Source organism: Methylobacterium sp. Leaf118 (assembly GCF_920984675.1).
In the GTDB taxonomy this organism is placed as follows: Bacteria; Pseudomonadota; Alphaproteobacteria; order Rhizobiales; family Beijerinckiaceae; genus Methylobacterium.
In genome coordinates this window covers 43,609-60,953 of sequence record NZ_CAKLBV010000016.1, presented here as the reverse complement: position 1 = coordinate 60,953, position 17,345 = coordinate 43,609, and the positions used below count along the sequence as shown (strand labels likewise).

16 protein-coding genes are annotated in these 17,345 nt (G+C 71.0%); 7 read left to right on the top strand and 9 right to left on the bottom strand.

The window, feature by feature from the left end:
* Positions 1-204: 204 nt before the first annotated feature.
* The 3 genes from metF to LW587_RS09395 all read right to left on the bottom strand — a co-directional run bounded on the left by metF (position 205) and on the right by LW587_RS09395 (position 3,467).
* Positions 205-1,131: a methylenetetrahydrofolate reductase [NAD(P)H] gene (gene metF, locus LW587_RS09405; protein ID WP_232629325.1), complete on the bottom strand. Its 927-nt coding sequence runs from the start codon at positions 1,129-1,131 to the stop codon at positions 205-207.
* Positions 1,132-1,177: 46 nt separating this feature from the next.
* Positions 1,178-2,191, bottom strand: coding sequence for an ArsR/SmtB family transcription factor (locus LW587_RS09400; protein WP_232629324.1), 1,014 nt, complete (start codon positions 2,189-2,191; stop codon positions 1,178-1,180).
* A gap of 124 nt (positions 2,192-2,315) precedes the next feature.
* Entirely contained in the window at positions 2,316-3,467 is a 1,152-nt protein-coding gene (locus LW587_RS09395; RefSeq protein ID WP_232629323.1) for a patatin-like phospholipase family protein, read from the bottom strand.
* A gap of 317 nt (positions 3,468-3,784) precedes the next feature.
* On the opposite strand from LW587_RS09395, the gene ispG reads away from it, so the two are divergent.
* From ispG to LW587_RS09360, 7 genes are all read left to right on the top strand, one after another.
* Positions 3,785-5,113, top strand: coding sequence for a flavodoxin-dependent (E)-4-hydroxy-3-methylbut-2-enyl-diphosphate synthase (ispG, locus tag LW587_RS09390; RefSeq protein ID WP_442919109.1), 1,329 nt, complete (start codon positions 3,785-3,787; stop codon positions 5,111-5,113).
* Between the two features lie 352 nt (positions 5,114-5,465).
* Complete coding sequence (locus LW587_RS09385) at positions 5,466-7,475, top strand: potassium transporter Kup (RefSeq protein ID WP_232629321.1); 2,010 nt, start codon at positions 5,466-5,468, stop codon at positions 7,473-7,475.
* A 154-nt stretch (positions 7,476-7,629) separates the two neighbouring features.
* Positions 7,630-8,271, top strand: a complete 642-nt coding sequence (locus tag LW587_RS09380; RefSeq protein ID WP_232629320.1) for an acyloxyacyl hydrolase — start codon at positions 7,630-7,632, stop codon at positions 8,269-8,271.
* Between the two features lie 310 nt (positions 8,272-8,581).
* The gene (locus tag LW587_RS09375; RefSeq protein WP_232629319.1) at positions 8,582-9,163 is read left to right on the top strand and encodes a cob(I)yrinic acid a,c-diamide adenosyltransferase; all 582 of its coding nucleotides are present in this window, start codon (positions 8,582-8,584) and stop codon (positions 9,161-9,163) included.
* Positions 9,164-9,364: 201 nt separating this feature from the next.
* On the top strand, positions 9,365-10,114 hold the full coding sequence (locus LW587_RS09370) for an electron transfer flavoprotein subunit beta/FixA family protein (protein ID WP_232629318.1): 750 nt from the start codon (positions 9,365-9,367) through the stop codon (positions 10,112-10,114).
* A gap of 73 nt (positions 10,115-10,187) precedes the next feature.
* Complete coding sequence (locus LW587_RS09365) at positions 10,188-11,141, top strand: electron transfer flavoprotein subunit alpha/FixB family protein (protein WP_232629317.1); 954 nt, start codon at positions 10,188-10,190, stop codon at positions 11,139-11,141.
* Positions 11,142-11,251: 110 nt separating this feature from the next.
* Entirely contained in the window at positions 11,252-12,133 is an 882-nt protein-coding gene (locus LW587_RS09360; protein WP_232629352.1) for a 3-hydroxybutyryl-CoA dehydrogenase, read from the top strand.
* 80 nt (positions 12,134-12,213) lie between these two features.
* Here LW587_RS09360 and LW587_RS09355 read toward each other — a convergent pair whose 3' ends face one another.
* The 6 genes from LW587_RS09355 to LW587_RS09330 all read right to left on the bottom strand — a co-directional run bounded on the left by LW587_RS09355 (position 12,214) and on the right by LW587_RS09330 (position 17,315).
* Positions 12,214-12,483: a hypothetical protein gene (locus tag LW587_RS09355; RefSeq protein WP_232629316.1), complete on the bottom strand. Its 270-nt coding sequence runs from the start codon at positions 12,481-12,483 to the stop codon at positions 12,214-12,216.
* A 198-nt stretch (positions 12,484-12,681) separates the two neighbouring features.
* Entirely contained in the window at positions 12,682-13,233 is a 552-nt protein-coding gene (locus LW587_RS09350) for an RBBP9/YdeN family alpha/beta hydrolase (protein WP_232629315.1), read from the bottom strand.
* A 125-nt stretch (positions 13,234-13,358) separates the two neighbouring features.
* Positions 13,359-14,435: a UV damage endonuclease UvsE gene (locus LW587_RS09345; protein WP_232629314.1), complete on the bottom strand. Its 1,077-nt coding sequence runs from the start codon at positions 14,433-14,435 to the stop codon at positions 13,359-13,361.
* Between the two features lie 126 nt (positions 14,436-14,561).
* A complete protein-coding gene (locus LW587_RS09340; protein WP_232629313.1) occupies positions 14,562-15,575 on the bottom strand; it encodes a biotin-dependent carboxyltransferase family protein in 1,014 nt (337 codons plus the stop codon).
* A complete protein-coding gene (pxpB, locus tag LW587_RS09335; RefSeq protein ID WP_232629312.1) occupies positions 15,572-16,297 on the bottom strand; it encodes a 5-oxoprolinase subunit PxpB in 726 nt (241 codons plus the stop codon). The genes LW587_RS09340 and pxpB overlap by 4 nt, the downstream gene beginning before the upstream one ends.
* A gap of 184 nt (positions 16,298-16,481) precedes the next feature.
* Positions 16,482-17,315, bottom strand: coding sequence for an apolipoprotein A1/A4/E family protein (locus tag LW587_RS09330; RefSeq protein ID WP_232629311.1), 834 nt, complete (start codon positions 17,313-17,315; stop codon positions 16,482-16,484).
* Positions 17,316-17,345: the final 30 nt, after the last annotated feature.

Genomic DNA, 17,345 nt, shown 5'->3' with positions numbered 1-17,345 from the left:
AGCAATCGGCATGAGCACCGGCGAAGCCGATGGGCGCTCCCGAGGCGGGGGAGCGAAGGTCTGTTCGGGTCAGGACCGGGCCGCGACGCGCCGGCGGCCGCCAGCGCATCCGCCCCGCATCGCGCGCGGCACCGTCGGGATCGGGTCTTGATGGATCGCGTCTTGCGGGTCGGCCACGGCGGAAACTCCCGAGTCGGCCTTGATTTAAGCCGCGGCCTTCGCGGCCGCCACCTTCGCCGGCGCCTGGGAGCGCAGGCCGAGCAGGTGGCAGATCGCATAGACGAGGTCCGAGCGGTTCATCGAATAGAAGTGGAAGTCCTCCACGCCCTCGTCGACGAGATCGAGCACCTGCTCGGCGGCCACCGCCGCCGCGACGAGGCGGCGGGTCTCCACGTCGTTCTCGAGGCCCTCGAAGCGGGCGGCGAGCCAGTAGGGCACCGAGGCGCCGGTGCGGCGGGCGAAGTTGGCCGCCTGCTTGAAGTTCTGCACCGGCAGGATCCCCGGGATGATCGGGATCTCGATGCCGGCCGCGCGCACCTTGTCGCGGTAGCGGAGATAGATCTCGTTGTCGAAGAAGAACTGGGTGATCGCCTGATCGGCGCCGGCATCGACCTTCGCCTTCAGGGCGTCGATGTCGGCCTCGAGCGAGGCGGCCTCGGGATGCTTCTCAGGATAGGCCGAGACCGAGACCTTGAAGTCGCCGATCCGCTTGATGCCGGCCACGAGGTCGGAGGTCTGGGCGTAGCCGCCGGGATGGGGCCGGTAGCTGGTGCCGACGCCCTCGGCCGGATCGCCGCGCAGGGCCACGATGTGGCGCACGCCGGCATCCCAGTAGGACTGGACCACCGCGTCGATCTCCTCGCGCGTGGCGTTCACGCAGGTCAGGTGGGCGGCGGGCCGGAGGCTCGTCTCGCGCACCATCCGGGCGACGGTGTTGTGGGTGCGCTCGCGGGTGGAGCCGCCCGCGCCGTAGGTCACCGAGACGAATTTCGGCTGGAGCGGCGCGAGGCGCTCGATGGAGGACCAGAGGATCGTCTCCATCTCCTCGGTCTTCGGGGGGAAGAACTCGATCGAGACGCGGATCGGGCGGAAGCCGTCGCGGCTGGCGCGGTGCCGGGAAGCGCTGGGCATCGGATCGTCCCTCTTCAATCGGTCGTGTCGTCGTCGGGCCGAAGCGTCAGGCCACGGCGCGTTCGGGGGCCGTCTCGGTTCCGGCGGAGGCGTCCTGCGCCAGCCAGAGCGTGACGGTGAGCGGAAGTTCGGAGCCGTCCTCGGGGGCGAGATCGCGGCTCTCGACGTCGGAGAGGCCCGCCTGGACGAGCCAGCCCGCGACCTGATCGGCGGCGAAGCCGAGGCGGCGATGGGCCTGATTCTCGCGCAGCTGTTCGAGGTCGTGCGGCGCGAAGTCGACGACGAGCAGGCGCCCGCCCGGGGCGACGAGGCGGGCCGCCTCGCGCAGCGCCCGGGCCGGGTCGTCGAGATAATGCAGCACCTGATGCAGCACCACGAGATCGAAGCTGCCGCGTCCGAATGGCGGCGCGTGGAGGTCGCCCTGGCGCAGGTCGACCCGCGACAGGCCGAGCCGTTCGAGGTTGGCGCGGGCGACCGAGAGCATGGCGTGGCTCGAATCGAGCCCGGTGGCCCGGGTCGCGCGGGGCGCCAGCAGGCCGAGCATCTTGCCGGTGCCGGTGCCGAGATCGACCACGTGCCGGATCGGCCGGTCGCCGAGCACGTCGAGCACCGCCGCCTCGACGGTGGTCTCCGGCACGTGCAGGGAGCGCAGGCCGTCCCATTTCGGCGCCAGCCGGGCGAAGAAGGATTGCGCGGCCTCGGCCCGCTGGGCCCGTACCGAGTCGAGCCGGGCGCGGTCCTCGGAGAGCGGCGGCGCTTCCTGCGCCAGCGCCGCGATCAGCGGCTCGACGAAGGCGAGGGCCGGTTCGCGCAGGCGGAAAAACGCCCAGGCCCCCTCGCGGTGACGCTCGATCAGGCCGGATTCGACGAGCAGCTTGAGATGGCGCGAGATGCGCGGCTGCGACTGGCCGAGGATGTCGGTGAGGTCCGTGACCGAGAGTTCGCCCTCGGCGAGCAGCGCCAGGATGCGCAGGCGCGTCTCCTCCGCCGCCGCCCGCAGCACGGCGAGCGCATCGGCGAAGGGCACGGGAGCCGTCCCGGAACTGCTTTCGCTAGACATAAAGATATCTTTATGTGCGTAGCGATCGGGTGGCAAGAGGGATTTGTCACCGGAACCTGTCAGCGGGATGCGCGGGCAGGATCGGCGGGTGGGTTTCGCCGCCCGCCCCGCCCGCGTCGATGGCCTATTGGTAGGCCTGTTTGAGGTCGAGGGAGCAGCGCATCCCGACCTCGGCGTAGCCGTTCTCGAGCCAGGCCTTGGCCGCGGCGCGGCCCTTGTCGCGCAGGCGCTCGATGACCCGCCAGCGCGCGTCGGTGCGCGAGGAGGCGGCGTAGGTGTCGAGGGAATCGGTGCCGTCGATGCGGTGGAGGAAGACCCGCTCCAGGCCCGGAACCTGCCCCTGTCCGCCCTCGTCGATCAGCCCGTGGACGAAGTCGATGGCGCGCAATTCGCGCATCAGGTTGGCGTTGAAGGTGATCTCGTTCAGCCGGTTCTGGATGTCGCTGGCCGAGCGCGGGGTCTCGCGGCGCTCCACCGGGTTGATCTGCACGAGCAGGATGTCCCGGGTGCTCGACCCGTGCAGCGGGTAGAGGGCGGGATTGCCGAGATAGCCGCCGTCCCAGTAGGGCACGCCGTCGATCTCCACCGCCTGGAACACGGTGGGCAGGCAGGCCGAGGCCATCAGGTGGTCAGCGGTCAGCCGCTCCCGCTCGAACACGGCGAGCTTGCCGGTCCAGACATTGGTGGCCGAGACGAAAACGTTGGCGGTCTCGGCCGCGCGCAGTCGCTCGAAATCGACGGTGCGCTCCAGCGCGTCGCGCAGGGGATTGAAGTTCAGCGGATTGGTCGCGTAGGGGCCGGGGTTGAAGGCCTTCAGCCACGCCTCGACGAAGGGATTGCCCTTCCAGATCTGGAAGAGGCCGTCGATCACGCCCTTCTGCGACGGGCGCAGATCGGCATCGAGGCTCGCCTCGCGCCAGAACGTCTCCAGGGCCGTGCGGGCCCCGTCGGGGCCGCCGGCGAGCCATCCGTCCACGAGGACGACGGCGTTCATCGCCCCCGCGCTCGCGCCCGTCACCGCCTCGAAGGCGAGGCGCCCGTCCTCGATCAGCGCATCGAGCACCCCCCAGGTGAAGGCGCCGTGGGAGCCCCCGCCCTGGAGCGCGAGCGAGACCGCCTTCTCCGCCCGCGCGCCGGCGAGGCCGCGGAAATCGTCGCCCGGCCGGGTCGAATCCGCGATGGGATCGGGCACGGCGGTGGCGGGGTTGTGGGCGTCGTCGGGTTCCAGGCCCGGCAGGCTGGCGGCCTTTGTCGAATCGGGGCTCGTCGCGTCCATCGTCCCTCGCAGGCTTGTTGCAGTGCATCCCGATATGGTGCAGAGCAGCAATCATGCCCGTGCGGTTCTTTGCCCCGCGAGCGGGCGGATGCAAGATAGGATAAGGCGTTTCTCTCCGCCGGCATCCTTGCATCTGCGCGTCAGCGGCTCGACATCCCGGTGCGGATGCGACAAGGAAGCGATGTCGAGATCGAGGTGCGCTGCGCGGGCGCGGCGGCCGGTCGCGGATCGCGCCGGACTCGGATAGGATCGCCGCTGCGCCTGCAGACAGCCTCCGGCCGGCACGCGCGGACGACAGCTTGACCCGCGAAGGCACGATGGAAGTCATGGAAGCTCCCGACGCCCTGGCAAACCCGATCGAGGCTCAGAGCCCGAACATGCGCGGGCCGGAGATCGCCGGGCCCGCCCCGCGCCACCGCACCGTCGGCGTGCAGATCGGCGAGGGGGCGGGCGCCGTCACCGTCGGCGGCGGCGCGCCGATCGTCGTCCAGTCGATGACCAACACCGACACGGCCGACATCGACGGCACCGTGGCCCAGGTCGCCCAGCTCGCCCGCGCCGGCTCGGAGCTGGTGCGCATCACCGTCGACCGCGACGAGGCCGCCGCCGCCGTCCCGAAGATCCGCGAGCGCCTCGACCGGATCGGCTGCCACGTGCCGCTGGTGGGCGATTTCCACTATATCGGCCACAAGCTCCTGTCCGACCATCCGGCCTGCGCCGAGGCGCTGGCCAAGTACCGGATCAATCCGGGCAATGTCGGCTTCAAGGAGAAGAAGGACACCCAGTTCTCGACCATCGTCGAGCAGGCGGTCAAATACGGCAAGACGGTCCGCATCGGCGCGAACTGGGGCTCGCTCGACGAGGCCCTGCTGACGCATCTGATGGACGAGAACGCCCGCTCGCCGAAGCCGATCGACGCCCGCGCGGTGATGCGCGAGGCGATGGTGCAGTCGGCGCTGACCTCCGCCGACCGCGCGGTGGAGCTCGGCCTGCCCAAGGACCGCATCATCCTCTCCGCGAAGGTCTCGGCGGTGCAGGACCTCATCGCGGTCTATCGCGAGGTGGCGCGCCGCTCCGACTACGCGATCCATCTCGGCCTGACCGAGGCCGGCATGGGCTCGAAGGGCATCGTCGCGGCCTCCGCCGCCATCGGCGTCCTGCTCCAGGAGGGCATCGGCGACACGATCCGCTACTCGCTGACGCCCGAGCCCGGCGGCGACCGGACGGTGGAGGTGAAGGCCGCGCAGGAACTCCTGCAGACCATGGGGTTCCGGACCTTCGTGCCGCTGGTCGCGGCCTGCCCCGGCTGCGGCCGCACCACCTCCACGACCTTCCAGGAGCTGGCCCGCGACATCCAGAACTGGATCACCACCTCCATGCCGGAGTGGAAGAAGACCTATCCGGGCGTCGAGGGGCTGAACGTCGCGGTGATGGGCTGCATCGTGAACGGCCCCGGCGAGTCGAAGCACGCCGATATCGGCATCTCCCTGCCCGGCACCGGCGAGAGCCCGAGCGCGCCGGTCTTCATCGACGGCAAGAAGGCGATGACCCTGCGCGGCGCGACCCTCGCCAAGGATTTCGAGGGCATCGTCATCGACTACATCGAGCGCCGCTTCGGCCCGGGCAAGCGCGACGCCGCCGAGTGAGGGCCGCGTGAGCCCCCCCTTGAGAACCAAGCGGGCGGCCGCGTGAGAAGAGGCCCGGCGGGTGTCGCCCGCGGGGCCCTCGACCGGGCTCCGGGGGCGTTCCCGGGGCCGAGTCCCCGTGCTAACGCTGGTCCGGCATACGGAGCGCCCCTGAGGCCGCGATGTCCGGCCCGAGCCTTGCTCTCTCCCTGATCCCGGACGCCGGACCGTCGATGTCCGCCGCCCTGCGGCCGGGCCTCGACAGCCTGCCGCTCCGGGCGCACCGGCGTCCGCGCGGGCGACCGACGCAATCCCTTCATGCGAGTCCGGCAGATCCGTCCGGACCCCGCGCGAGCGAAGATCCCATCGCCCGATGACCCAGCCTGCCAGCCCGAGCCTGCCGGCCGACGCCGCCGCCAGAGCCGCCGCCGTCCCGGCCTCCGCCGGCGGTCCGGCCCCCGGCGAGGGCGGTCCCGTCGCGACCGCTGCCGGCGCCGTGGACGCCTCCGAGGACGCGGCCCAGGACCATGCCCGCACCGGGTTCTGGACCCTCGCCGTCGGCTCGGTCGGCGTCGTCTACGGCGATATCGGCACGAGCCCGCTCTACGCCTTCCGGGAGGCGCTCGCGCCCTCGCGGGTCGACGGCATCCTCCTGAGCGAGGAGGTGATCGGCACCGCCTCGCTCATCATCTGGGCCCTGCTGCTCATCGTCACGATCAAATACGTCGCGATCCTGCTGCGCATGGACAACAACGGCGAGGGCGGCATCCTCTCGCTGATGGCCAAGGCCCGCCACGCGCTCGGCGGCTCGAGGATCGTGTTCATGCTGGGCCTGCTCGGCGCCTCGCTGTTCTACGGCGATTCGGTCATCACCCCGGCGATCTCGGTGCTCTCGGCGGTGGAGGGCCTCAAGCTCGTCACGCCCGCCTTCGAGGGCTACGTCCTGCCGATCACGGTGGTGATCATCGTCGGCCTGTTCGCGGTCCAGAGCCACGGCACCGCCCGGGTCGCGACCTTCTTCGGCCCGATCATGGTGGTCTGGTTCCTGGCGCTGGCCGGCGCCGCCCTGCCGCACATCGCCGGCAATCCGGGCGTGCTCGCCGCCTTCAATCCCTGGTACGCGGTGCATTACCTGCTCGGCCACGGCACCGGCGCGCTGGTGGCGCTCGGCGCGGTGTTCCTGGCGGTGACCGGGGCGGAGGCCCTGTTCGCCGATCTCGGCCATTTCGGGCGCCGCCCGATCCAGGTGGCGTGGCTCGGCCTCGTCGCGCCCTGCCTCGTCCTGAACTATCTCGGCCAGACCGCCCTCGTCCTCGCCAAGCCCGACACGACCGACCCGTTCTACCAGCTCGTGCCCGAATGGGGCCTGATCCCCATGGTGCTGCTCGCCACCATCGCCACCGTGACGGCGAGCCAGGCGGTCATCACCGGGGCTTTCTCGCTGTCGCGGCAGGCGATCCAGCTCGGCATGCTGCCGCGCATGGAGATCCGCCACACCTCCGAGGCCCATTCGGGCCAGATCTACCTGCCGCAGATCAACATGCTGCTCGGGCTCGGCGTGGTGATCCTGGCGATCACCTTCCGCTCCTCCTCGGCGCTGGCCTCGGCCTACGGCATCGCGGTGACCGGCACGATGCTCCTCACCGCCTGCATGGCCTTCGTGGTGCTGTGGAAGGTCGTCCGACTCCGGGCCGTCGTCGCGGCGGCGGTGATCGCGCCCTTCATCGTCATCGAGTTCCTGTTCATGCTCTCGAACCTCCTGAAGGTGCACGAGGGCGGCTACGTGCCCCTGCTGCTCGCGGGCGGCCTGATGCTGATGATGTGGACCTGGGTCCGAGGCGTGACGATCCTCGTCAACAAGACCCGCAAGACCGACGTCCCGCTGGTCGAGCTCGTCGGGATGCTGGAAAAGAGCGCCTCCTACCACCGGGTGAAGGGCACCGCGGTGTTCCTCACCAGCGATCCCGAGATCGCTCCGGCCGCGCTCCTGCACAACATGAAGCACAACAAGGTGGTGCACGAGAAGAACGTCGTGCTCACCGTCGAGACCATGGACCGGCCCCGCGCACCGGCCTCCGAGCGGGTGCGGATCTCCCCGGTGGGGCCGGGCTTCTTCAAGGTGGTGATGCGCTTCGGCTTCATGGAGACGCCCAACATCCCCCGCACCCTGACGCTGCTCAAGCGCGAGGGGTTCAAGTTCGACATCATGTCGACCTCGTTCTTCCTGTCGCGTCGCTCGATCCGGCCCGCCGCCCATTCCGGGATGCCGCTGTGGCAGGACCGGATCTTCATCACGCTGGCCAAGAACGCCAACGACGCCACCGACTTCTTCCAGATCCCGACCGGCCGCGTCGTCGAGGTCGGCACGCAGGTGACCGTGTAGGGCTCCGGCCCCGCAGGCCGGACGGGAAAGCGCCCGCCCGGTGTGGCGCCGGCGCCCCACCGCCCCGGGAAAAGCGGGGGGATGGAGGAATCTGCGGGATGATCTCGGACCCCCGTGATAATCAAGGGCGGTTCAACCGGATTGATCCGCCCTGATGACAGCCCTTCTCGCCCGGACTACGGCCCTGCTTCTGGGCTGCGCACTGGCCGCCCCGGCCGTGCTGGCCGCCGATCTCGGCGGCGCCCGGGCACCGGTCCCGCTGGCCTATGCGGCCCCGCTCCAGCCCTACAGCATCGTCTCCGAGATCCGCATCGGCGGCGGCGTTCAGGACCCGGGCAGCGCCGAGGGCAAGCTGCCCGGTTTCAGCACCGCGAACGTCAACGGCGAGATCCTGTTCAACAAGCCGCTCGTCAGCACGGATCCGTTCTGGCAGGCCTTCGTGCCGCGCCCGACGGTCGGCGGCAGCTACAACACCGGCGGGCGCACCAGCTTCGCCTATATCGGCGCCACCTGGACCGTCGATATCTTCCCCGAGTTCTTCAACCGCCGCCTGTTCATCGAAGGCTTCTTCGGTGGCGCCGCCCATAACGGCTATACCGGCCCGAAGGCCACGGTGCCCTACGGCTTCAACACGCTCGGCTGCAACCCGTTGTTCCGCGAGGCCGCTGCCCTCGGCTTCCGCATCACCGAACGTTGGAGCGTCATGGCGACCGTCGAGCACATGTCGAATGCCGGCCTGTGCGACAACAACCGTGGCCTGACCAATTTCGGCGGCAAGATCGGCTACACGTTCTGACGCGGCGCCCGGGTCGCGCGCGAGCCCTGGCATCCGCCACCTGAGGCCGCGCGGACATCCCGGCGCAGGTCGCGCCTCGGCCGGTGCGGAGGCCGCCGCCCCTGGTGGCGGCGCCCGGGCCCCTTCCGAAAAGCGCGCGCTCAAGTGAGCCCGGGAACGGGCTCGAGCGATGTGCCGGGAATCTTACCGGGCACTTGCCAAGAAACCTGCCAAGAAACCTGCCAAGAATCCCGCCAGGGAACTTGCCAACGCCCGTCGCGCGCGAAACACCATCGCCCGGCGGGTTTTTCGTGCCCGCGGGAGAGACGCCGTGGTCAAGCTGAACCGCATCTACACCCGCACCGGCGACGGCGGCACGACCGGGCTCGCCAATGGCGAGCGCCGCTCGAAGGCGGATCTGCGGGTCGAGGCCTACGGCACCGTCGACGAGACCAACGCCTGCATCGGGCTCGCCCGCCAGCACGCCGCCACCGACGAGCCCGCCCTCGACGCGATGCTGGCGCGCATCCAGAACGACCTGTTCGACCTCGGCGCCGATCTGGCCACGCCGCCAAGCGACAAGCCCCTCGGCTACGAGCCCCTGCGGGTGGTGGCCGCCCAGGTGGAGCGGCTCGAGGCCGAGATCGACGCGCTCAACGCGCCCATCCCGCCGCTGAAATCCTTCGTGCTGCCCGGCGGCGCGCCGACGGCCGCCGCGCTCCACCTCGCCCGCACCGTGTGCCGCCGCGCCGAGCGGCTCGTCGTCGCGCTCTCGGCCCACGAAGGCGAGGCGATTTCGGCCGAAGCGCTGCAATACCTCAACCGGCTGTCCGACTTCCTGTTCGTGGCCTCCCGCGCCGCCAACCGGAACGGCGCCGACGACGTGCTGTGGGTGCCCGGCCAGAACCGGTGACGGCGGACCGGCGCCCGTGATCGCGCGGCGCGTGCTCCAATCTTGGCCCGGTCGAGCCGCGGCTCTGGCGCGTTGACAAGCGGGAAATCGCCTCGTTACGGTCCCGCGCCCTGACAATCGAAGTCTGATTGCCGTCGCGCCGTCTCAAGGCCGCTTCCCGAGCGCCCGGCCGGCCCGACCGGCGCGGAGGAAAGCAACGCCATGAAGGTTCTGGTGCCCGTCAAGCGGGTGGTCGACTACAACGTGAAGATCCGCGTCAAGGCCGACGGATCGGGCGTGGAACTCGCCAACGTCAAGATGTCGATGAACCCATTCGACGAGATCGCCGTCGAGGAGGCGATCCGCCTGAAGGAAAAGGGCAAGGTCACCGAGATCGTCGCCGTCTCGATCGGGCCGCAGCAGGCCCAGGAGACCCTGCGCACGGCGCTCGCCATGGGCGCCGACCGGGCGATCCTCGTCAAGACCGACGTGAATTGCGAGCCGCTCGCCGTCGCCAAGATCCTGAAGGCGGTGGTCGAGAAGGAGTCGCCGGAACTCGTCATCCTCGGCAAGCAGGCGATCGACGACGATTCCAACCAGACCGGCCAGATGCTCGCGGCTCTGCTCGGCTGGCCGCAGGGCACCTTCGCCTTCAAGGTCGAGTTCGGCGAGGGAAGCCTCGACGTGACCCGCGAGGTCGATGGCGGGCTCCAGACCGTGTCGCTCAAGCTGCCGGCGATCGTGACGACGGATCTGCGCCTCAACGAGCCGCGCTACGCGAGCCTGCCCAACATCATGAAGGCCAAGAAGAAGCCGCTGGAGGAGCTCGCCCCCGACGCCCTCGGCGTCGACGTCGCGCCGAAGCTGACCGTCCTGAAGGTCGCCGAGCCCCCGGGCCGCTCCGCGGGGGTCAAGGTCGGTTCCGCGGCCGAGCTCGTCCAGAAGCTCAAGGTCGAGGCCGGCGTCTTCTGATCGCCTCCGAGATTCGCGCGCCGCTCCCCCCGGGTCGAGCGGGGCCCCCTTCCCTCTTCCGAAAGTCCTCCCGATGACCACGCTCCTCTACGTCGAGCACGCCGACGGCAAGATCAAGGACGGCACCCTCAAGGCGCTCACGGCGGCCAAGCAGCTCGGCGCTCCCATCCACGCCCTCGTCGCCGGCGCCGGCTCGATGCCGGCGGCGGAGGCGGCGGCCAAGCTCGACGGCGTCGAGAAGGTGCTCAACGCCGAGGATGCCGCCTACGACCACGACCTCGCCGAGACCAACGCCGCGCTGATCGTCGCGCTGGCGGACGGCTATGACGCGATCGTCGCCGCCGCCACCACCACGGGCAAGAACACCTTGCCCCGCGTGGCCGCGCTCCTCGACGTCGCCCAGGTCTCCGACATCATCAAGGTCGTCTCTCCCGACACGTTCGAGCGGCCGATCTACGCCGGCAACGCGATCCAGACCGTGCAGTCGGGGTCCGGCAAGAAGGTCATCACCGTGCGCACCGCCGCCTTTAAGCCGGCGGAAGAAGGCGGCGCGGGCGCGTCCGTCGAGGCGGTCTCGGCGGCGGTCCCCGACGCCCTCGGCGCGGCCTACAAGTCCGAGGAGATCGCCAAGTCCGACCGGCCGGAACTGGCCTCGGCCAAGTTCATCGTCTCCGGCGGCCGCTCGCTCGGCTCGGCCGAGAAGTTCAAGGAACTGATCGAGCCCCTGGCCGACAGCCTCGGCGCCGCCGTCGGCGCCTCCCGCGCGGCGGTCGATGCCGGCTACGCCCCCAACGACTGGCAGGTCGGCCAGACCGGCAAGGTGGTGGCGCCCGATCTCTACGTGGCGGTCGGCATCTCCGGCGCGATCCAGCATCTCGCCGGCATGAAGGATTCCAAGGTCATCGTCGCGATCAACAAGGACGAGGACGCGCCGATCTTCCAAGTGGCCGATTACGGGCTCGTCGGCGACTTGTTCCAGGTGGTGCCGGAGTTCCAGGCCGAGATCGCCAAGGCCAAGGACCGGTAGTCGCCGAAGACGGGCGCCGCGCGGAGCGGTTTGACGCATTTGTTGCAGTGCCGCATTGTATGCATGCGGTTCGACCGACGATGCCGCAACAGGTGGGACGCGAGACGGGTATGGGCATCGAGATCAAGACGGTCGGCATCATCGGTGCCGGCCAGATGGGGACCGGCATCGCGCATGTCTGCGCGGCGTCGGGTCTCGACGTCCGGCTGAACGACCGCGACCCCGATCGGATCGATGCCGGCCTCGCGCTGATCGACGCCAACCTCGTCCGCCAGGTCCAGAAGGGCACGCTCAGCGAGGAGCAGCGCCGGACCGCCATGGATCGGATCGGCAAGGCCCGTGGATACGAGGATCTCGGCGCCTGCGACCTCGTGATCGAGGCCGCCACCGAGGACGAGCCGACCAAGCGCAAGATCTTCCAGGCCCTGTGTCCGTCGCTCAAGCCCGACGCGCTCGTCGCGACCAACACCTCCTCGATCTCGATCACCCGGCTCGCGGCGGCGACCGACCGACCCGACCGCTTCATCGGCATCCACTTCATGAACCCGGTGCCGTTGATGCAGCTCGTCGAGCTGATTCGCGGCATCGCCACCGAGGATCCGACCTACGAATCCGCCAAGGCCTTCATCGGCCGGCTCGGCAAGACCTCGACCATGTCGGAGGATTTTCCGGCCTTCATCGTCAACCGCATCCTGCTGCCGATGATCAACGAGGCGATCTACACGCTCTACGAGGGCGTGGGCTCGGTCGAGTCGATCGACACGGCGATGCGGCTGGGCGCCAACCATCCGATGGGGCCGCTCCAGCTCGCCGACTTCATCGGCCTCGATACCTGCCTCTCGGTGATGCAGGTGCTCTACGAGGGGCTGGCGGATTCGAAGTACCGCCCCTGCCCGCTGCTGGTGAAATATGTCGAGGCCGGCTGGCTCGGCCGCAAATCCAAGCGCGGCTTCTACGATTACCGGGGCGAGACGCCGGTTCCGACCCGCTGAACGACGGGCGGCCCCCTCGACGAAAACAGCCGCCCGGTGATCCCGGGCGGCTGTTTTCGCCTCGGCGAGGAGGAAGGCGGTTACGGCGCCTTCTTCTCCGCGGGCTGCGGATAGGCCGGGTTCTCGGTCGGCGTCCGGGCGCTGTTGGACGAATTGACGGAGCCGGTGGTCAGCTCGCGGGCCGAGTCCTGGCTCTTGCCCGCATGGTCGGCCGGGGACTCGGCGCGGTTCCAGCTCAGCAGACCGACGGTCGCGACGGCGACCAGGATCAGGCTCGCGACCAACACGTAGAGTGCGGGCTTGCCCTTCTCGCCCTGGCGGGCTTCGGTTTGGTTCTCGATCGGCGCCATGAAGATCCTCTCTGGCCGCCCCCAGTCGAGGCGGCGGTATAAGCTGGGGAGTTGCTGGGCCAACGCCGCGCAGGCTGCGAGAGTTCCTGGTCAATAAGGTCCGAGGCCGGGACGCAACCACGGCGGCCCCCTGTCCGACTACGGCTCAACGCGCTCCCTCGTCCCGCCGATGGGGAGCGCTTGGCGCGGGCCGCCGGATCAGAGATCCTTCATGAAGCCCGCGAGCCGCATCAGGCCTTCCGGCCAGGGGCCGTGGCCGCTCGCCACGTTGATGTGGCCGGATTCGCCCGCATCGACCACGGCCGCGCCCCAGGCGTTGCCGTATTCCTCCGCCCGCTCATAGGCGCAGTGCGGGTCGGTGCGGCTCGCCACCAGCAGCGAGGGAAACCGCAAGGGCTCTCGGGGCACGGGGGCGAAGGCACGCACGCTCTCGGGCAGGCCCGCGCCCGCCTCGATGTCGGGGAAGGCCACGAGCAGGGCGCCGCGCACCGTTTCCGGGGGGAAGCGGGGCGCGGCCTCGACCGCGGCCACGACGCCCAGGCTGTGGGCGATGAGCACCACTGGCCGGGTCGACGCCGTCACCGCTTCGACGATGCGGTCGCGCCAGGCCTCCGGATCGGGCTGGTGCCAGTCCGCCTGCTCGACGATCCGCGCCGTCCGCAGGCGGCCTGCCCAGCGGGTCTGCCAGTGCTCCTCTTCGGAGCCCGCGTAGCCCGGCAGGATCAGGATGTCGCAATCGGCAGTCTTCATGAGGGGATGTCTAACCCAAGCCGGGCGCCTGTACACCGGGGCTCGGCCTTGCGCACGAACCCTCGCTTCACCGGCCGTCCCGGTTCCGGGCGCGGTCGGTGCGGCGGACGTCGCGCAAGGACCGTTCAGGCCGCCAGCGCCCCCGTCAGGCGGCGCCCGATCCCGGCGGCGAGGGGGACCGAGGCTTGGTTCTTGCCCTTGGCTTCGATCTCGAAATCGCTCCAGGCGAGGTGGCGGGCCACCAGGGCGTTGACCGCCTCGTTCCACATCAGGTCGGAATGCGCGGCGAGGTCGCGCCAGGAATGGCCGGATTCGGAGAGCGCCGCGTAGTCCGGCAGCGCCGCCGGGTCGTGATCGGGCAGCAGGCTCTCGCGCGAGACGCTGATATGGCTCACCGGCCGCACGCCGCGCCAGGAGGCGATCACCGCCTGGATCCGGGGCTCGTCGGGCTCGAGATAGGCCCCCCGGCTCTCGACCCAATGGTGGTGCAGGTCGAGCACCACGGGGATGCGCTCGCCGAGGCGCAGGACCGCGTCGAGGCCGAACAGCGACTCGTCGTTCTCGACGGTGAGCAGGTTGCGCGCCGTCTCCGAGATCAGGGACAGGTTCTCGCGAAAGCCGTCGATGCCGGGCTCGCGTCCGCCGACATGGATGTTCACGTGGGCGCCCTGCGGGTGCCAGCCGGAGCCGTAGCCCAGCATCGCCATGGCCTCGGCGTGGTATTCCAGTTCGGCGATGCCGTTGGCCTGCGCGTTCGGGTTGCACGAGGCGATGATGCAGAACGGCCCCGGATGCATGCTCAGGCGCACGCCGCCGGCCCGCGCCCGCTCGCCGATCCGGGCCAGCCCGGTCTCGATCAGTGTCCGCAACGAGGTCTCCGCATAGAGCGGCATCGCGGTCGGGTGGGTGTAGCCCGGCAGGAGCGAGCTCGCCATGCGCAGGAGCCGCTCCAATGGCGGCCGCGCGGCGACCCAGGCGATCTGCCGTTCCAGGGCCGCGAGGTTGTGGCGCACCACGTCCTCCAGCTTCTGGCGCCGCTCGGCCGGGCCGAGGCGCTGGAGATGCGCCATCGTCACGGTGCCGAGATTCATCAGCTTGGCGGCGTCCTTGGCGGCCTTCAACGTCCGGTGTGCGGGGTCCGCATCCGGGATGAAGGTGCAGCAGAAGCCGAGACGGGGCGGTGGGGAGGTTTCGCGAGCCATGGCCGGACAACGCGGCAGGGCCGGTTCCGGTCCGCGCGCGCCCGCCCGGATCGCAGGTCGGGACGACGCTTCGATGCCGCATCGGCCATGTCCGGGCGGTGGCGGCCCGCTCTCGGTGTGTTTTCGCTAATCGCCGGGGTTGAAGGCATCGACCGCCGCGCCCGCGAGGTTGGCCCGCAGGAGCCGCTCGGCCCGGCACTCCACCGGGCGCAGGGCTTCGGAGAGGGCCGCAAGCACCGCCGCGCGCGCCTGCGCGAGGCGGCGGGCCTGGGCGAGATCGATCGCGGCGAACCGCACGGCCTCGCCGGGGCGGCGCTGGGCGATCCGGCGCAGGTCGGCCGAGACGACCGTGGCGATCTTCGGATAGCCGCCGGTGGTCTGGCGGTCGGCGAGCAGCACGATCGGCCGCCCCGAACCCGGAACCTGGACCGAGCCGGCCACGGTCGCGTCGGAGACGATGTTGAAGCCGCCCTCGCCGTGAGCGATCGCCGGGCCGTCGAGCTGGTAGCCCATCCGGTCGGCCTGGGGCGAAACCGTGAAGGTCTGTTCCAGAAAGGTCGCGCACCCGTCCGCCGTGAAGGCATCGTCCTGGGGGCCAAGCACGACGCGGATCGGCCCGTCCCGCTCCAGCGGGATCGGGTCGAGGCAGCGCTCCGGGCCCCCCGAGGGCGACAGGCCCGCGAGCGGCAGGGCGTCGCCGTCCGTGAACGGACCCTCGCCGAGGCCGGCGCGTCGATGCAGCGAGCGGCTGCCCATCACCGCCCGCACCGGAAACCCGCCTTCCGCCGCGAGGGTGGCGAACACCCCCGCTTGGGGCCGGGCGATGGTGAGTTCGGCGCCCTCGCGCAGCAGGAAGGAGCGGTGGTCCGCGAGCGCCTCGCCGTCGATCCGCAGGGCGCAGGGCGCGCCCGCCAGCGCCAGCCGCACCGGTCCGCCCTCGGCCCGCAGGGTGACGGCGCAGAGGCCGAGTTCGAGCGCCGCCGTGTCGGGCGCGTTGCCGACCAGGACATTGGCGGCGGCGTGGGCGAGGCGGTCCATCGGTCCCGATCCCGACAGGCCGAAGCGCAGGAAGCCGGGCCGCCCCCCGTCCTGGATCGAGGCCGCGCCGGTCAGGCGAAGGAGAGAGAGCCGCCCGCTCATCCTTCGCGCAGCTCGACCACGGTCTCGCCGGCCTTGGCGGCGGCGGCGAGGGCGTCCCACTGGCCCGCCGCGATGGGCACGAAGCGCAGGCGGTCGCCGGGGCGCAGCAGGAAGACTGGATCGCGCCCGGGCAGGAAGGACTTCACCGGCGTGCGGCCGAGGAGGTGCCAGCCGCTCGGCGCGGCGATGCTCGCGACCAGCGCCTGCGCCCCGCCGATCGAGATGGTGCCGGCGGGCGTCGAGGGCCGCGGGTGCGGGCGTCGCGACAGGGCCAGTGCCGGATCGAGCCCTTCGAGATAGGCGTAGCCCGGCAGGAAGCCGATCATCGCCACCCGGTACTCGGGCGCCGCGTGGCGCTCGATCACCGCGCCGGGCGAGAGACCGTGGTGGTCGGCGACCGCTGCGAGGTCGATCCCGAACGCGCCGCCATAGACCACCGGGATGTGCCAGAGCCGTTCGGGCGCCGCGGAGGCCTGCGTCGCGCCGGCCAGGGCCAGAACGGCGCGCCCCGTCGCCTCCGGGTCGGCGATCAGTGGATCGAGATGGACGGTGAGCGAGCGGTAGGTCGGTACGGTCTCGACGAGGCCGGGCGGGGGGCGCTCCGCGAGGGCCGCATCGAGGGCGCGCACGCGGGCCGACAGGGCCGGATCGATCCGGTCACCGAATTCGATGGTGAAGGCCGTGTCCCCGCAGGCGAGCAGCCGCGGCGCGTCGTGGGTCATGGAGGCGCAGACGAGAGCATCGGCCCGAGGGGTGGATGCCGGCTCCCCGGGGAGAGGCCGATCCGGGACGAGTCTCTAGACCAAGGTCGGGCGCGCCGCGAGGCCCGCACCGGTCCGAGGCCGTGGCCGGGCGGCCCCCTCTCGCCGCCGCAGGAGAGAGGGGGCCGCCCCGCCAAGGTGGGGATCAGAGCCGCTGGGCCGCCCGCTCCGCCTCGTCCCGATGCGGGGCGGACGTGTCCGGTCCCGAGGTCGGCGCGGTGGCGCGCTGCACCGCCGCGTCGAGGTTCTCGGGATCGAGCGCCGTCTCGACGAAGGCGCGGCCGCGATGGGTCAGGTCGCGGGCGTAGCGGATGCCCTGGCCGCGCAGGTCGTCCGCGTAGGGACCGAGCGCCTGATCCTCCTGGCGGGTGCGCGGCAGCAGCGCGCCGAGGAGGAGACCGGCGGCGAGGCCGACCACGCCGACGAGGAGCGGGTTCTCGGAGACGAACTGCTCCGTGGCGGTGCGGCCCTCGTGGAGGCGGCGGGCGCCGCGATCGGCCAGTTCGGCGGCGCGCTGGCGCTGCGTCTCGTAGCGGTCCTCGGCCCAGGAGCGGGCGTCGTCGTAGGTGTCCCCCGCCCGGGCGCGGGCGGTGCGGATCGTCTCGCTGGCCCGATCGCGCAGGTCGGAGGCCGTCCCGGCCGCACGCTCACGAAGGTCGGAGGCCGTCCCGGCCGCACGCTCACGGAGGTCGGAAGCCGTGTCGGCCGCCCGATCGCGCAGGTCCGAGGCCGTGTCGGTGGCTTGGTCGCGCAGGGTGCGGGTGCTCTGCGCGGCGTCCTCGGTCGCATCGTGCAGGCCCTGCTGCAGCCGGGCATTGGCCTCGCGGCCCTGGGCGGAGGCGCGCTCGGCGAGGGCGTGGAGATCGTGGTTGACGCCTTCGGTGCGCGGCATGCCGGCGCGTCCGGCGATGTGCTCGGGCAGGGTCTCGATGGGGGCGCCCGAGGGGGTGCGGGGCGGGGTCGACGAGGTCTGGGTCATGGGAGGCTCCACATCGGTTGGGCCATGTCG

Coding starts and splice junctions, on each gene's coding strand:
- metF (WP_232629325.1), bottom strand. CDS start 1,131: ATGCCCAGCGCTTCCCGGCACCGCGCCAGCCGCGACGGCTTCCGCCCG.
- LW587_RS09400 (WP_232629324.1), bottom strand. CDS start 2,191: ATGTCTAGCGAAAGCAGTTCCGGGACGGCTCCCGTGCCCTTCGCCGAT.
- LW587_RS09395 (WP_232629323.1), bottom strand. CDS start 3,467: ATGGACGCGACGAGCCCCGATTCGACAAAGGCCGCCAGCCTGCCGGGC.
- ispG (WP_442919109.1), top strand. CDS start 3,785: ATGGAAGTCATGGAAGCTCCCGACGCCCTGGCAAACCCGATCGAGGCT.
- LW587_RS09385 (WP_232629321.1), top strand. CDS start 5,466: ATGACCCAGCCTGCCAGCCCGAGCCTGCCGGCCGACGCCGCCGCCAGA.
- LW587_RS09380 (WP_232629320.1), top strand. CDS start 7,630: ATGACAGCCCTTCTCGCCCGGACTACGGCCCTGCTTCTGGGCTGCGCA.
- LW587_RS09370 (WP_232629318.1), top strand. CDS start 9,365: ATGAAGGTTCTGGTGCCCGTCAAGCGGGTGGTCGACTACAACGTGAAG.
- LW587_RS09365 (WP_232629317.1), top strand. CDS start 10,188: ATGACCACGCTCCTCTACGTCGAGCACGCCGACGGCAAGATCAAGGAC.
- LW587_RS09360 (WP_232629352.1), top strand. CDS start 11,252: ATGGGCATCGAGATCAAGACGGTCGGCATCATCGGTGCCGGCCAGATG.
- LW587_RS09355 (WP_232629316.1), bottom strand. CDS start 12,483: ATGGCGCCGATCGAGAACCAAACCGAAGCCCGCCAGGGCGAGAAGGGC.
- LW587_RS09350 (WP_232629315.1), bottom strand. CDS start 13,233: ATGAAGACTGCCGATTGCGACATCCTGATCCTGCCGGGCTACGCGGGC.
- LW587_RS09345 (WP_232629314.1), bottom strand. CDS start 14,435: ATGGCTCGCGAAACCTCCCCACCGCCCCGTCTCGGCTTCTGCTGCACC.
- LW587_RS09340 (WP_232629313.1), bottom strand. CDS start 15,575: ATGAGCGGGCGGCTCTCTCTCCTTCGCCTGACCGGCGCGGCCTCGATC.
- pxpB (WP_232629312.1), bottom strand. CDS start 16,297: ATGACCCACGACGCGCCGCGGCTGCTCGCCTGCGGGGACACGGCCTTC.
- LW587_RS09330 (WP_232629311.1), bottom strand. CDS start 17,315: ATGACCCAGACCTCGTCGACCCCGCCCCGCACCCCCTCGGGCGCCCCC.